The organism is Alcanivorax sp., assembly GCF_040119285.1.
Lineage (GTDB): Bacteria > Pseudomonadota > Gammaproteobacteria > Pseudomonadales > Alcanivoracaceae > Alcanivorax.
In genome coordinates, this window is record NZ_JBEDTY010000030.1 from 132,872 (window position 1) to 147,320 (window position 14,449).

15 protein-coding genes and 1 pseudogene are annotated in these 14,449 nt (G+C 53.8%); 10 read left to right on the plus strand and 6 right to left on the minus strand.

Features of this window, described 5'->3' with window-relative positions:
* The first annotated feature begins 65 nt into the window (after positions 1 to 65).
* The 6 genes and pseudogenes from ABNH10_RS08845 to ABNH10_RS08870 all read left to right on the plus strand — a co-directional run bounded on the left by ABNH10_RS08845 (position 66) and on the right by ABNH10_RS08870 (position 4,421).
* Positions 66 to 440, plus strand: coding sequence for a DUF7793 family protein (locus ABNH10_RS08845; RefSeq protein WP_349385598.1), 375 nt, complete (start codon positions 66 to 68; stop codon positions 438 to 440).
* Positions 437 to 916, plus strand: coding sequence for an EVE domain-containing protein (locus tag ABNH10_RS08850; protein ID WP_349385690.1), 480 nt, complete (start codon positions 437 to 439; stop codon positions 914 to 916). Before ABNH10_RS08845 ends, ABNH10_RS08850 begins: the two co-directional genes overlap by 4 nt.
* A 151-nt stretch (positions 917 to 1,067) precedes the next feature.
* A complete protein-coding gene (locus tag ABNH10_RS08855) occupies positions 1,068 to 2,378 on the plus strand; it encodes an ammonium transporter (RefSeq protein ID WP_349385599.1) in 1,311 nt (436 codons plus the stop codon).
* Entirely contained in the window at positions 2,375 to 3,007 is a 633-nt protein-coding gene (locus ABNH10_RS08860) for a hypothetical protein (RefSeq protein ID WP_349385600.1), read from the plus strand. Before ABNH10_RS08855 ends, ABNH10_RS08860 begins: the two co-directional genes overlap by 4 nt.
* Before the next feature lie 110 nt (positions 3,008 to 3,117).
* Positions 3,118 to 4,253: pseudogene (locus ABNH10_RS08865) on the plus strand (dicarboxylate/amino acid:cation symporter); the annotation flags it as partial.
* Complete coding sequence (locus ABNH10_RS08870) at positions 4,254 to 4,421, plus strand: hypothetical protein (RefSeq protein ID WP_349385693.1); 168 nt, start codon at positions 4,254 to 4,256, stop codon at positions 4,419 to 4,421.
* Here the strand turns inward: ABNH10_RS08870 and ABNH10_RS08875 are convergent.
* Positions 4,418 to 4,636 (minus strand): hypothetical protein, encoded by a 219-nt coding sequence (locus tag ABNH10_RS08875; protein WP_349385601.1) that lies wholly within the window; start codon positions 4,634 to 4,636, stop codon positions 4,418 to 4,420. The two genes, ABNH10_RS08870 and ABNH10_RS08875, sit on opposite strands and share 4 nt — an antisense overlap.
* Before the next feature lie 111 nt (positions 4,637 to 4,747).
* On the opposite strand from ABNH10_RS08875, the gene ABNH10_RS08880 reads away from it, so the two are divergent.
* Complete coding sequence (locus ABNH10_RS08880; protein ID WP_349385602.1) at positions 4,748 to 5,572, plus strand: SDR family NAD(P)-dependent oxidoreductase; 825 nt, start codon at positions 4,748 to 4,750, stop codon at positions 5,570 to 5,572.
* 66 nt (positions 5,573 to 5,638) lie between these two features.
* Here the strand turns inward: ABNH10_RS08880 and ABNH10_RS08885 are convergent, their stop codons facing one another.
* From ABNH10_RS08885 to ABNH10_RS08905, 5 genes are all read right to left on the minus strand, one after another.
* Positions 5,639 to 6,145, minus strand: coding sequence for a DUF2505 domain-containing protein (locus ABNH10_RS08885; RefSeq protein WP_349385603.1), 507 nt, complete (start codon positions 6,143 to 6,145; stop codon positions 5,639 to 5,641).
* Positions 6,142 to 7,230 (minus strand): diguanylate cyclase domain-containing protein, encoded by a 1,089-nt coding sequence (locus ABNH10_RS08890; RefSeq protein WP_349385604.1) that lies wholly within the window; start codon positions 7,228 to 7,230, stop codon positions 6,142 to 6,144. Before ABNH10_RS08890 ends, ABNH10_RS08885 begins: the two co-directional genes overlap by 4 nt.
* A 554-nt stretch (positions 7,231 to 7,784) precedes the next feature.
* A complete protein-coding gene (locus ABNH10_RS08895) occupies positions 7,785 to 8,246 on the minus strand; it encodes a MaoC family dehydratase (RefSeq protein ID WP_011588763.1) in 462 nt (153 codons plus the stop codon).
* Positions 8,247 to 8,354: 108 nt separating this feature from the next.
* Positions 8,355 to 9,242, minus strand: a complete 888-nt coding sequence (locus tag ABNH10_RS08900) for an alpha/beta fold hydrolase (RefSeq protein ID WP_349385605.1) — start codon at positions 9,240 to 9,242, stop codon at positions 8,355 to 8,357.
* A gap of 3 nt (positions 9,243 to 9,245) precedes the next feature.
* Positions 9,246 to 10,052: an alpha/beta fold hydrolase gene (locus ABNH10_RS08905; protein WP_349385606.1), complete on the minus strand. Its 807-nt coding sequence runs from the start codon at positions 10,050 to 10,052 to the stop codon at positions 9,246 to 9,248.
* A 331-nt stretch (positions 10,053 to 10,383) separates the two neighbouring features.
* Here ABNH10_RS08905 and xthA point away from each other — a divergent pair, with 331 nt between their 5' ends.
* From xthA to ABNH10_RS08920, 3 genes are all read left to right on the plus strand, one after another.
* On the plus strand, positions 10,384 to 11,199 hold the full coding sequence (xthA, locus tag ABNH10_RS08910; RefSeq protein ID WP_349385607.1) for an exodeoxyribonuclease III: 816 nt from the start codon (positions 10,384 to 10,386) through the stop codon (positions 11,197 to 11,199).
* A 12-nt stretch (positions 11,200 to 11,211) separates the two neighbouring features.
* Positions 11,212 to 12,237 (plus strand): ion transporter, encoded by a 1,026-nt coding sequence (locus ABNH10_RS08915; protein WP_349385608.1) that lies wholly within the window; start codon positions 11,212 to 11,214, stop codon positions 12,235 to 12,237.
* 547 nt (positions 12,238 to 12,784) lie between these two features.
* Complete coding sequence (locus ABNH10_RS08920; RefSeq protein WP_349385609.1) at positions 12,785 to 13,999, plus strand: serine/threonine protein kinase; 1,215 nt, start codon at positions 12,785 to 12,787, stop codon at positions 13,997 to 13,999.
* The last annotated feature ends 450 nt before the right edge of the window (positions 14,000 to 14,449 follow it).

The following is a 14,449-nucleotide window of genomic DNA, read 5'->3' on the forward strand; positions in this document are numbered from 1 at the left end:
AAGCACTGAAGATTAGCACAGAATCAGTTATAAAAGCCTGTCACGCTTGCAGTAAAAGGACAGTAATGAGCGCGGTAACAGTAACGCAGGATGGACCCTTTACCCTGGTTGAACTGAAGAAAGGGATCCAGGTGGACATGCGCGTCCAGTTGTCTATTTACCGGCAGCGACTCCGCCTGTTCACTCACCACCAACAGCGCCAGCAGCTGACCATTTATGTAGGACATATTGATGGCTTGGACTACACCGCCGCTCGCTACTCCTGCGGTGAGAATTTCGCGCAAATCACTCAGGCCAAAGCCATGGTGCTGGAAAGCATACTCAACCGAACTTTTGCCAATATGATGCTAAAGCTTAACAAACCGGCCTTCCCGGTTTACATTTGCGGCACCATTGCCCAGGCCAAGGAGTGCCTGCTCAAACATCATCCGCAGGAGTGAACATCATCTGGCTATTAAAAACAGAACCTGACGTGTTCAGCATTGATGATCTGCGCGGCAGCAAAAACGCCACTAGTGGCTGGGATGGAGTGCGCAACTACCAGGCCCGCAACCGCCTGCGCGATGAGATGAAAGCCGGCGACACCGTGCTGATTTATCATTCCAGCTGTGCAGTCCCCGCCATTGTTGGCGAAGCCCGCGTTACCAGTGCCCCCTATCCGGATCCAACCCAGTTTGACCCTGCTGCCGATGGCTATGACTCACGTAGCACTAGGGACCATCCTCGCTGGTACCAAGCCGACGTGCAGTATGTCTGCCACTATCCGCAGCCCCTTACCCTAAAACAGGTTCAACACCATCCAGAGTTTGCGGACATGGAACTGGTAGTACGGCCTCGGCTATCGGTGCAAAAAGTCTCCGAGCGGCAGCTCCAGCTGATCCGACAGATGTGTCAGCTCGTTGACGCCACCGCATAGCGCACCACGCGCACCACAACATTCCTTGGCACCACAACAGGGCGAAGATTAGTAGGAAAGGACTAGAAACAGCGGGTTCTGGCTACCACACGCTCTGGCATAGCGCTTGCATCCCCGCCCCATTAATCAATAATGAATGGGATTCACCGCTATGCCTCTACGACGCCATCACTGGGTTGCTCTGCTGTTTCTTCCCCAGTTCGCCAATGCGGACACCCTCACAGCAACCGATACCGTCTGGGTTGCCATCGCCGCGGCGATGGTCTTTTTCATGCAGGCCGGTTTTGCGCTGCTCGAAAGCGGCTTGAGCCGGGCGAAAAACTCGCTAAATGTGGTAATGAAAAATTACATGGATCTGTGCGTCGGCACTCTGGTTTTCTGGGCCGTAGGCTTTGGGTTGATGTTCGGCACCAGTAGCAATGGCTGGTTTGGACAGGATCAATTCATGCTCAACCACGCAGACAACAGCACCTGGGCCATCCTCGTATTCCAGATCATGTTTGCGGCTACCGCCGCCACCATCGCCTCTGGCGCCATGGCAGAGCGAACTCGCTACGCAGGTTACCTGTGTGGCGCGGTGGTCATTACTGGAGTTATCTATCCACTGTTCGGCAGCTGGGCGTGGAACGATAACGGCTGGTTGGCACAAATGGGCTTTATTGATTTCGCCGGCTCTACTGTGGTTCATAGTGTGGGCGGATGGTGCGCCTTGGCCGGCATCATGGTGGTCGGGCCCCGCCTGGGCCGTTTCGATAGCCAAGGCACCCCCCGCACCATCCCTGGGCACAACCTTTCTTATGTGGCGCTCGGCGGGTTCATTCTGTGGTTCGGCTGGTTTGGCTTTAATGGCGGCTCAACCCTGTCGGCCAGCGTGGACATTGCCAAAGTGAACCTGAATACCCAGCTTGCCGCGGCCGCAGGAGCCGTTGGCAGTGTTATCTTCCGCATGATCAGGCGTCACCCGATCTTGCTCACGGAAACCGTGAATGGCAGTCTCGCCGGGCTGGTCGCCGTCACCGCCGGCTGTGCCGTCATGACCCCAGGCTTTGCCATTATCACCGGCCTGGTCGCCGGGGCACTGGCCGCCTTCGGGGCTCGTATTCTGCTCGCCTTTCGACTGGACGATGTGGTGGGCGCGGTACCCGTTCACGCCTTTGCCGGTGCGTGGGGCACCCTGGCCGCCGGACTGTTTTACGACGGCGACCTGTTCAATAGCCAGCGCGTGATGGTCCAGCTACTGGGGGTGGTAGTGGCATTTGGCTGGGCATTCTTTACCGCATTAATCATGTACATGCTGGTGTCTATTCTGGCCGGCCTGAGGGCGCCCGCACTGCACGAACAGCGAGGGCTGGATCTCAGCGAACATGCTGAAACCGGCTACCCTGAATTCCCCCAAAACGCCCTGTACAACAGCGAAACATTTAGCGCAGAGGTGAAAAGCGGTCAGGAGCAGCGACCATGAGCCCCGCGCCCATACGCCAAAGCATTCAACGCCGACGACGAGCCGTCATCACTGGCCTGACGCCATATATGAATGAGCCCGTATTACGGGAAGCCATCACCCATTGGCAACAGCACTATGCGCAACGCCCGAGCTTTTCACTGCAAGGGTTTGTGAGTGATTTATGCCGCCTGTTCGATTTAGCGGAGCGCAGGCATCACATTCATATGAGCTTGGTACAGGCCATGACGCTTTCCGACAGTGAGTTGGCTGCTGACCCTCTGGCCATTAGCAACCAGAGTCTCACCGACGCCCACCCCTGCACTTATGCCTTTGAGCTTCTACTTCAAGCGCTTTGGCAGGGGCTTGGCAAACCGACAGCCAGCCTATTGCAGGTGGATCAAGGGGCACAATTACGACAGGCCAATGTCAGCACAGAAACCCGGCTCACCATGGAATACTGGCTGCAAGCACCTGACAAACCGCTAAACCCCCTGCCACTGCCCAACCTTCGCGATCAATTGAATCGTACCTACGTGCTGTTATGCCAGCGGCTGGGGCCGGTGGAAGCGGACCGACAACTCAAGAGCGCCTACCAGACGACCTTGCTCCAGCTTGATAACCCCGAAGGCTTGCAGGCGCTGATGTAGATTTACCCCACTGGTACACACCACAGGATCAGGTACTCTCAAACGTTGGAGAGGCAGCGGTTCGCACTACAGGGGAAACCATGAAGTTACACCACCAGATATTTTTTGCCATGCTGGCCGGCGCACTGGCCGGCAGCTTTACTGCTGAATCCAGCACCCTCTTGGGACTGCCGATTATCAGCGGTTATGATCTGGTGGGCAGCCTGTTTATCAATGCATTGAAGATGGTGGTCATTCCGTTAATCGTTACCGCCATTATCAACGGCATGGTGGGTGTGGGCGATGACGAAAACCTGGGACGAATGGGTTTGAAAACCGTCGCCCTCTACATGACCACCACCTTAGTGGCGGTGCTAATCGGGCTGGTCGCAGTGAATCTATTCACTCCCGGAATCATCAATGGTCAGCCCGCCCGGGATCTACTGGGCTTGGCCACAGAAACCCAGGACGCCCTGGCCAAAATCGACGGCCGGGGCGTCGGTGATTTCACCGAGATCCTACTCCAGATGCTTCCTCCCAATCTGATCGCCGCTGCCGCCAACGGGCAAATGCTCGGGCTGATCGTCTTTTCCCTGCTGTTTGGGTTTTTTCTGCGCACCGAGCGTTCATCGTCTGGGCAGAGTCTGCGCAATATCATCGACGGTATCTACCAGGTGGTCATGAAAATCACCATGCTGGTGATCCGTTTTACCCCGCTAGGGGTATTCGCTCTTATTGCCGCCACCGTGACCCGAACCGGCATGGATGCTATAGAACCGCTTGCCTGGTTCTTTCTGACGGTACTGGTGGCGCTAGCCCTGCATGCCTTCGTGTTCATGCCACTGCTAATCGTCCTAGCCGCCAAACGTTCGCCCCTTCGTCATGTGCAAGCCATGACGCCAGCGCTGCTCACGGCATTCTCCTCGGCCAGTTCAGCAGCAACATTGCCGCTTTCTATGGAATGTGCACAGAAGCGTTCTGGCGTATCGACCCGCACCAGCAGCTTCGTGCTTCCTCTGGGCGCCACCGTCAATATGGATGGGACCGCCTTGTATGAATGCGTAGCCGCCATGTTTATTGCCCAGGCCTACGGCATGGATCTTTCTCTGACCACCCAGTTCATGATTGTGCTTACCGCCCTGCTTACCTCTATCGGCGTAGCCAGTATTCCAGCCGCCTCCTTGGTGGCCATACCGTAATCCTTGGCGCTATCGGCCTGCCAGCCGAAGCCATCGGGCTGATTCTGGTAACCGATCGTGTGCTGGATATGTGCCGTACCGCCGTCAACGTCTGGGGAGATAGTGTGGTAACCGTGGTGCTGGCTCGCAGCGAGGGGGAGGAAAAGGTGTTGTCGCTACCGGTTTCCGAGATGGAGAAAGTAACGACAACAGCCACACGGTCAGCCAGTGATGCAACCGTTAATGAACAGCCTTAGAATGCATCGGTAGACCCGTTGCTACTATTACTATCCCAATCGCGCTTAATGGAAACTGCAGCGCTGGCGATAACGGGCACCATGCAAACAAACGCCAACGATGCCCAGAACAGGTTTTCACCATTATCTTCCAAGGCCATTACGATGAAAATCGTTACACCTACGGCAACAATCAAGGCCAGAATATCCTTAAACAAACGCGAGAATAAAGTCATAACATTGCTCCCTCAAACTCCTTTAGTGAACACATGTTAACTTTATGACCCTGAAAGTCAACACCTGTTCACAAGAATGTTCTTATTACCGTTATTACACCTGGAGTCACGTTGAAACAATCACCTACCCTGCTGATTACCCGAGGCTGCACCCCGTTAGGCTTGGCTCTGGCCCAGGCGGCCGCCGGGCACTATCGGCTTGCCATTGCCAGCGACGATACCTATACCGGTAACGCGTTGTGCCGCCGGTTGCATGAAGAGGGTCATGAAGCTCTATTTATCGAGACAATAGCGGGTGAGGCGAGGGACATTCAGCGAGGCGTTAACCGGGTCCTACATCGCTGGCAGCAGCTGGATGTGGTGGTTAATTTGCCCGGAAACATGCTGGTGGGGCCTTTTGAAGCGGCGCAGACTCACCATTGGCAAACGCTGGCCAGCCAACAATTAATGCAAGTCGTACACAACAGTCAGAGCGCGCTGACTACCATGAAAAAACAAGGATACGGGAGCATTATTAATGTGGTGCCCGATTGCGGCTTACTCCCCGGGCCACTCACCTCCGCAAGCAGTGCAACCTACGCTGCCATCATCGCCCTGACCGAAAGCCTAAATAGCGAGCTGGCCAACAGCTCGGTAAACGCCCGGGTGGTAGCCCTGCCACTCTACCAGGAACAGGCCGAACAACTGGATGCTACCGATCCGCTCAGCCAAGCCCGTTTCAAGCGTAAAACCCGTGACAGCTTGGCTACTGCTGCTTCACTGAGCGGTGACATTCTGGCCATGCTAAAAACACCTGAGCCCTCTGCCCTGCATGCCCCCTGCGCATCCACGCGGACACAATGGAGATTGAAGCGTTGGTTCAGAAAGCGATGGGACAACAAGATGCAGCACCGAGGACGGCGCTACCGTCGCAAGGGACCCGCAGAGCCTTCTTAGCAGACTGTTGAAAAGCCAGTCTGCTAGAGGGCACAAATGGTAACTATCGCGTAAAACTCACTACATTCAGCAGAACGTTTCCACGTAACGCAGTGTATCGCGGTAGTCACTCGCGAGCGCGCTATCAATTTTGGGCGCCACCAATGACACCAACTTTTTCCCAACCAGCGGGACGGAACTGCTGATCTCCACCTCCGTGTGTTGAATCGCTTCGTTTTCATCTCCTGTCAGCACCATAACACCGCCGATTTTCATGGGCACATTGCCTAGTTGAAAACGGTATTCGGCCTGATATCGTCCTTCTACGGGAGGGGGCGTCCACAAAAATTCCGTGAGCAAATCAGCGCTTTCTGGCAAGAAACGACGAGCCATGGCTGGCACGCTGTCACTGTTGATGGCCATTGGCTGTATTAATTGAATCAACTTTCCCCGCGATGTATTTTCAAAAGCACCAAAGCGATAATTATCCACCTTGCTCCATTCATAGCGGGTTTCGTAGAATTCCTTGCTCGTCAGTACGTCATAAAGCCGATCCACACTGATGGGATACTGGCGATCAACCATAACTTTCATGCTATCTCCTGGCCTGGTGCTGAGCGTTTCATCAGCTGTAATAACGGCGCCAACTGGCGTTGCAAATCTGGCAATGAGCTGACCACTGCCCGAGGTTTCCCGGCTCGCAGTAGCGCCAGAGCCTGCTCAATCGTTAATATGGGTGCAGATTCATCCACCGACAAGGTAGTATCTGCGTCATCACTCAATACGGCACCTGGCCCCAATGTTCTAGCCTGCTTTAATTGCTCCTCCAACGTCAGTTGTACCTGACGCGGCGTCAACCCGGCATGAACAGCCGGGGTATGGGTAATGACCGTCAGTGGTAACCGTTGCACCTTACCCCGGAACTGGAAGGCCAGCTTCTCGCTGACTTTCAACGCTCGCTCCACAAACCGCTTGGCACCATTCGGCCCAGCACTGGGTAACAACACGGTAAATTGCGCCACGCTGCTACGTGCCAGAGAGTCTTCCTTCCGAATAACCCCACGAAGGGACTGGGCCAGCTTCAACAACACCATATCCGTCCGCTTTTTACCCAGCTGAACGAATAGTTGATTGAATTGGTAAATCTCCAGTTGCACGACCGACAGCCTGTACTGCTGGCGGGCAGCCAATGCCAGCTCCTGGCGCAACCGATGCACTAGATAACGCCGATTGCCCAATCGGGTCAGTGGGTCAATCATTGCCTGTTTGGCGAACTCCTTGCGTTCATTTTGGTAGTTGGCGTGGGCTCTGGCACGAGCTAGCAAGTCAGTGGAATTAAACGGCTTACTGATGAAATCCGTACCGCCCAGACGCAAGGCTTCAGCCCGAGCTTCTTCATCATTCTCTGCACCGGTAACAATAATGGCCGGCAATCCAGCAACACCCTCATCTTCGCTGGTGCGAATTTTTTTCAGCAAGGCGAATCCATCCATTTCTGGCATGGCCAAGTCTGAAAAAACCACGCTGATGGAGGGATTGTGGCATATCATAGTCCAAGCTTTGAGACCATTTTCTGCCACTTCGACACGGAATTCTCTACCGAGCATCTTGTCAGCGGCAAGGCGCATTACCTTGGAATCATCCACAAACAACAGTAAGGGTTTGGACGCCTCATCCATGATGACCTATTCCTTTTTCGCAAACGCACCTGTGGCCAAGGCAAGGCCAAGCACATAGTCACAAAGCCGTGATCGGCGCTGACTGCTTTTGCAAACAGCGCACAGAGCAAGACACATTAGCGTGCTTCGACTAATGAATTTACCCGCCGTTATTCTTGTTAGTTGTAGCAATAACAGCAAAGTTTCGCCATAGCTAAAGCGGGGTGGACAGGACGGTTCTGAACGGATACTCAATACACGACTTATAGGCAGGTGAACATCGCGACGGTTTACCGAACGCGTATCAATAACGCAGCATAACCACTGCCGGGAACGCTGCAACATATTCCTTTCCTGCCTATTTGTTCTTTTTTTATTTGAGCTAATACGGTTCTACATCAATAACGCACCGACCCACGACCAAATCAGTGATCAACAATAGCAGGACATTATCAATGGGTAAGTTATAGAAGCGACATACTCGCAGATAGAATAGATAAAATCGCTGCGGTCGGAGGTAAACTTGGCCGCAAGGAGATTCGAAACCGAGCAACCGAGAGCCAATACCGTTACCGCTAGACGAAATACATCAGCAACCACTCTGCGGCCAGCGCTGGTTTTTCTTCGCCTTCAATTTCAACGGTAAACGCAAACTTGAGCAACCACTGCCCTTCGCGTTTCTCAGAGACGTCCAGCAAGGTTGCCAAGGCACGAATCCGCTTACCCTCTTTCACGGGCGCCATAAAGCGTAGCTTGTCGAAGCCATAATTCATGCCCATTTTCATGCCCTTGGGCATTAGAAAATCGTCAATGGACGCTTGCAAGTAGGGCAATAAAGACAGAGTGAGGTAGCCATGAGCAATAGTGGTACCGAAGGGAGTATTCTTGGCCTGCTCCGCATCAACATGAATGAACTGATGATCTAAAGTCGCATCCGCGAATGCATTAATCCGCTCCTGATCGATCTGAAACCAATCCGACGCACCCAATTCCTTGCCGACATAATCCACTAATGATGTAGCTTCGATCACTTTCATGGCACCACTCTCCTGGGGCTATCACCGTTTTCTTTTGAGGATAACGACACAGCCCCCCAGCACCATGACCGATTAAAACCATATGCATACATGTACTGGTGGTTTTGGTCAGTCATCGCCAGCCCTTGAAAGAAGGTCATCGGTCTCACGCAGAAACCTATTTATGCTGGCTGCAACACTTTGCGGCTCCTCCATGTGCAAATGATGGCGCCCAGGCAAACGTACAATGGTGGCGCCACTCAGCCAGCCCAGTCGATGGTCGAACATACCGTTACCGCCCATGCCCTGCTCACCAATAATAATGCATACCGGAGCCTTTATCGCACGGACAAAGCCTTCCACCTGTTCTTCAGTAAGGCGTAGAAACGAGGTCAGCCGTAAGCGGCTGTCTGCGCGCCAGGTCCAGCCACCTTCCAAGGGCACTAAGCCTCGATCGCTCAAAAGCGCGGAGGCTTTATGGTTCAACCCACCAAACCCTTTTGTACGTGCTTCAATCGCATCCTCTACATGAGCGTAAACCGGTTTACGCTTTCCAGCCAAGGATGCAGAATCATCCAGGGCTTTGCGAAGATTGCTGGCCACATCCTTGCCATCAGTACTCGGTGGCCCCAACCCTTCTATCAACACTACCCGTGATACTCGCTCAGGGCAGGCAGCGGCGAACAGACAGGCAATCCCTGCTCCCATGGAGTGCCCCATCAAGGTAAAACGCGTCCACCCTAGCTGATCTACCACTGCAAGCACATCACGTACATGATCCACCAGATGGGTGATCACGCCATCAGGGCGATGGTCAGAATGGCCATGGCCAGAAAAATCCATGGCTAGCAACGGCTGCCCAAGAAAGTTGGACAACGGCGCAAATGACGCGGCATTGTCCAACCAGCCATGCAAGGCCAAGATAGGTTCTGCGCCATTTTTATCAACGTCTCCAGGCCATTGCAGCGCGCTAATCGTCTGCCCGTAGACACTGAATTTTCTTTCTATCGCATCCATGATTCAGCGTTTTTTAGATTGCAATTCATTCAGTAACTCACGGAACAACTCCAGGGTTTTTTCTGGCTTTTCCAGCGGGTACATGTGCGAGCCTTCTGCAATACGATGAAGCATGCCGTGACGCTTCGCATGACGTTTGCCGCAGTCATGAAAAGGAGTAGGAGAATCTTTACCCGTGACGATAGCCCCGGGGACTTGCAACCGAGGCATGCGAGTGACATTGGTGGGGGTATGACGGAAAATATCCACTTCAACTTGCGGCCGAAACCGCAATCGCCATCCCCCTTCCCAAGGCTCAACACCCGCGTTCAAATAATCAGACAAACAGCGAGGATCAAAGGTCTTGAACAAGCCTCGTGAAGAAAAATAGCTCACCACAGAATCCCAGTCCGGCCAGTAATCAAGACGCCCAAGGCTTTTCCCTGCCGGGGTGACTTTATCAATCTGCCTAGTGAGTTTCGCTGCGTAAATCAGTAATCCGGGCAGCCCATTCAACACGGGTGGATCCAGCATAATCAAACTGGAAAACCAGTCCGGGTGACGTTGAGCTACCAGATACATCAACACCGACCCCAATGAATGCCCTGCCCCCACAATAGGCTTAGGCAAGGGTGCCAGTTGCGCTTCCAACTCCAGGCTAAGACTGTGCCAGCCCCTATCCACAGCAAAAGCTGGATCATGCCCGGCACGGTCCAGTATTACCAACTCATACTCAGCAGCCAGCGGAGCAAGAAAGGTGTCGTAACTATGGCCAGGTATACCATTGGCATGTGCGAAGGCAAGCACCTGACGACCTGATTGTTCAGGCATGAAATCTCCAAATGGGCCAAGGTATGCGGCCCAAGCAAAAGGCCCATCTTAACGGCACTAACAACAAACACACCATGGCCGATAACGCCATACGTGACAGCACAGATGCATGCAGGCGTTGCTGGACGCCTGTTTAACGCTTTCGGCTATTTTTCATAGAGAGTAACAACAGCCGAATGTAGAACCCTTCAATGCCAAGCTTTTGTTACGTATCAGCCGTTAGGCTCTCTGGATAAAGTCTGAGGGGCAGACAAACCATTCGCATCATTCTAACAAATCCGCGATGAACGACTTTTAAGGTAGTGTACAATGCGGGCACCAAGGAGGCGCTATGACCCTGATTTCATTCAACATCAATGGTATTCGTGCCCGTCTACATCAGCTCCAGGCGGTGATCGACAAATACCAACCCGCATTAATCGGCTTGCAGGAAACCAAGGTTCACGACCCGGAGTTTCCAGAGCAGGCGGTTCGGGATATGGGCTACCATCCCTATTATTTTGGCCAGAAAGGCCACTATGGGGTGGCCCTGATTACCCGCGAACCTCTGGAATCAGTGCAGTATGGTTTCCCCACCGACGACGAAGACGCGCAACGGCGCATGATTATCGGCACCCTGAAACACAGTGATGGTAGCCTGATCACGGTACTCAACGGCTACTTCCCTCAAGGGGAAAACCGCGAACATCCATTGAAGTTTCCGGCCAAGAAAAAATTCTACGAAGACCTGCAGCATTATCTGGTTAATCATCATCAACCCAGCGACCGAGTGGCGGTAATGGGTGACTTCAATATCTCGTCTACGGACCTGGATATCGGTATTGGCGAGCCCAACCGCAAACGCTGGTTACGCGAAGGTAAAACCAGCTTCTTGCCGGAAGAAAGAGAATGGTGGGGCCGCCTAGTCGGATGGGGCCTGACTGACACCTTCCGCCACCAAAACCCTACCACCGACGACGTGTTCTCCTGGTTTGACTATCGCTCCAAGGGCTTTGACCGCGACCCCCGGCGTGGCCTGCGGATCGATACCGTATTGGCTACCGAGCCGCTGATGGCCAAGCTGGATACCACTGGTGTGGATTACGAGATGCGCGCAATGGAAAAGCCCTCGGATCATTGTCCGGTTTGGGCACGTTTTAACGGCTGAGCAGGTCACAACATGAAAATCAGGCTGCACCCGGAAAGGCTAAAAGCCAACTTGGATACCGTCGGTTTCATTATCGACCTGGCCATGATTGTGCTGGTGATCGCCAATTTAAGCCTAATCCTGTTCGACTGGCTATTTCAGGTCCCACCTGTTCAGGATTTTCTAGCCTCGCAGGTACCGGCTTTCCACAATTTTTATCGCGACACCATCCATAACGATTTTTTGTTCTACGACCTGTGTTTTGTGGCGGTCTACCTAACGGAATTCACCATCCGCTGGATTGTTGCCATTGCCCGGCACACTTACCATCGCTGGTTTTTCTATCCGTTTGCCCATTGGTATGACCTGCTCGGCTGTATCCCCGTGGGTAGCTTCCGCTGGTTGCGGATTCTGCGGGTTATTAGCCTATTGATACGTTTGCAGCGGATGGGCATCGTGGATCTGTCGCAAACCTGGTTGGGCCAAACTATTCTTAAATACTACGGTATTGTTGTGGAGGAAATCTCCGACCGTGTCGTCATCAACGTGCTTAGTGGCGCACAGCGTGAAATCGGTGGTGGCAGCCCCCTGCTCCACCGTATTGAGTCCCAAGTGCTTGCGCCTCGCAAGGAACAGCTGGTGAACTTTGTGGCCACACGCATTGCCGACGCCACCCAGAAAAGCCATGACCAATACCGCGATCAATTAGCCAAATACTTCTCTCATCTCACGGACGAATCCCTGGTGCGCACCCAAGCCGGCCGACGTCTCGCCGCCATTCCTGTTGCAGGTCCCCGCGCCATCGCGCTCTTGGGCGAGGCGGTTCGTGAAACGGGTAGCGCCTTCGTGGATCAGCTGGTGGACGACTTGGCTTCGCCAGCTAACCGCCCCCAGCTGGAGCAGCTATTGCACGATTTGATCGACGCTGCCGGCGGCGAGGGCGAAGAGCTGGATGCGTTGGTTCGTGACACCTTGCTGGATGTTCTGGATCAGGTTAAAAATCAGGTTGCTGTTCAGCAATGGAAACTGGCAGAGGAAGGCTCATCAGTAAAAAGTTGATGCCTCATGTTAGGCAGAAGCACCCACTAGCGAGCAGCTCGGACCACAGCGGTGATCTTCAGTTCGCCCTTCACGGGCTCTCCTAGGGTGCCCACCAAGAGCCTGGTTGTGCTATCAATAATACTGAGAAGCTTGGATTACCAGTGGCTGTGCGACTTTGTCCAAACGTCTCGAAGAAGACTACGCGCTGGTGCTGCCCGGAAATCGATGCACAGTTATGGGTATCACACGCCCTCACAAGGGCACCCATAATGCACGCATAATCTTTATCGCCAAGGAAGTGAGCAGGCCAGGGGTGGTACTGTGGGCCACTTTTTCAAACCGATCGACGCACAGCAGCTACAAAGCAAAGTATCGTTTTTCCTTGCCTTTGGAGCCTAAATCAACAAAAAAAAGCGGCTGAACGCCAAATTCGCCCAGGCGCACCGATCAGAGGCAGGAATGCATACCCTGTACGGCGAGCGCCTCAAGTAGTCGCTGAGTATACTCCCACGGTCAAGACGACCAATATAAAAATATCATGGCCATTTCTATTCCCGGATACAGATTGACCAGCCGCCTGGGTAAAGGCGGCATGTCACACGTTTTTCTTGCCACCCAGCACTCCTTCGACCGGCAGGTTGCGATCAAGATCCTCACGCCGACCCTGGCACTGGAACCCCGTTTTGCCGAACGCTTCATGCAGGAAGCACGCACGATTGCCAGCCTGAACCACCCACATATCGTTCCTGTCTATGACGTAGGTGAGTATCAAGGTTACTATTATCTCACCATGGAACACGTGACCGGTGGCAGCCTTAAACAACGGCTCGCCAGCGGCGCACTGGATGAAAGGAGCGCGCAGAGCATCCTGCGTCAGCTCGCCGGCGCCCTTAATTATGCCAGCGAACATGGATTCATCCACCGGGATGTGAAGCCCGATAATGTGCTGTTCCGCGCCGATGGTTCTGCGTTACTTGTGGATTTTGGCATCGCCTCCAACGTATTGCGTGATACCAGTGTGACCGAATCCACTGCCATCATGGGCACCCCCAAGTACATGAGCCCCGAGCAGCATCGCTGCCAGCCCTTGACGCCACAATCAGATCTCTATTCCTTGGGATGTGTGCTCTACGAAATGCTGGCAGGCAAACCGCCCTTTGGCGCCTCTGACGCACGCGGCATGGGACTGGCCCATCTACGCGATCCGATTCCTTTGCTACCGCTTTCTTTACGCCGCTACCAGCCCTTGATCCGTCAGCTACTGGCCAAAGAACCAACAGAGCGGCCGAAATGTGGCAATACAGTAATCAGCTTACTGGATAATCTGACACCGAACCCCGAGCACTACAGCGCCCCACGCTCGCACTACCGATCAAAAGAGCCGGATACAACAGCCGCCCCGCTGGCAACCCGCTTGCGGCTAAAAGAATCCAAACTGGGCATGAGTTGGCGTGGCACGGTGTATCAGTACGATATTTATCTGGTTGCCGATGACTTCGAGCAGTTTCAGTCCCACTTCCCCGTCATGCGATCTGCCTTGATGGATTGGTTCCGGCAACGCGGCAAACGCGCCAAAGTAGTCACCATTAAAGCAACCCTGCATCCCTGGATCAGCGGCCGCGTAAAGCAGTACCTGCAAGCATTGAGAAAAACCGAAGGGCTGGAGTTCTTGGCTGCCATCCCAATGAACATTAATCTAGTGGGATCCGATGGCGACCCCATTGAGAAACTGGCTTGGGGCCCCGTGGAAAACAACACCACGGGTACACAGGAGTTCTGAGTCTGCCCGCTCTGCGAAAATAATCAGAATACGTGCAGGCTTAGTGTTTCGTACGTCTGTTTTACTGGCGATTCAGGCCTGTCCGACATTACCGGTATACCAGCAAGCGTGGCCCTCCCGTCTCAGCCATGCCGGAGGCTAAAGAAGGCGGCTTGTATGGCCGCAAACTGAGTGCCGCACGAAAACGCCCCCCTTGCACGCCCTTCCCCAAGGAGCATCAAACATAATACCTGCTGCTGTATCGCTGACAGAACGATACACGTATCAGCAAATCAACATAAAAAAAGCACCAACCGATGGTTGGTGCCTAGACCTAAGCCTCACGGTGCAAGGAGACACCGTGATCCCCCCTCAGGAGTGGTTCCGGTGGCACGATTGAGGAGCCTGCCATGCGTTCTGTGTGCCACCGAATTCAGGCTACGACAGTAAGCTCGGTCTGCAAAGCAAGCA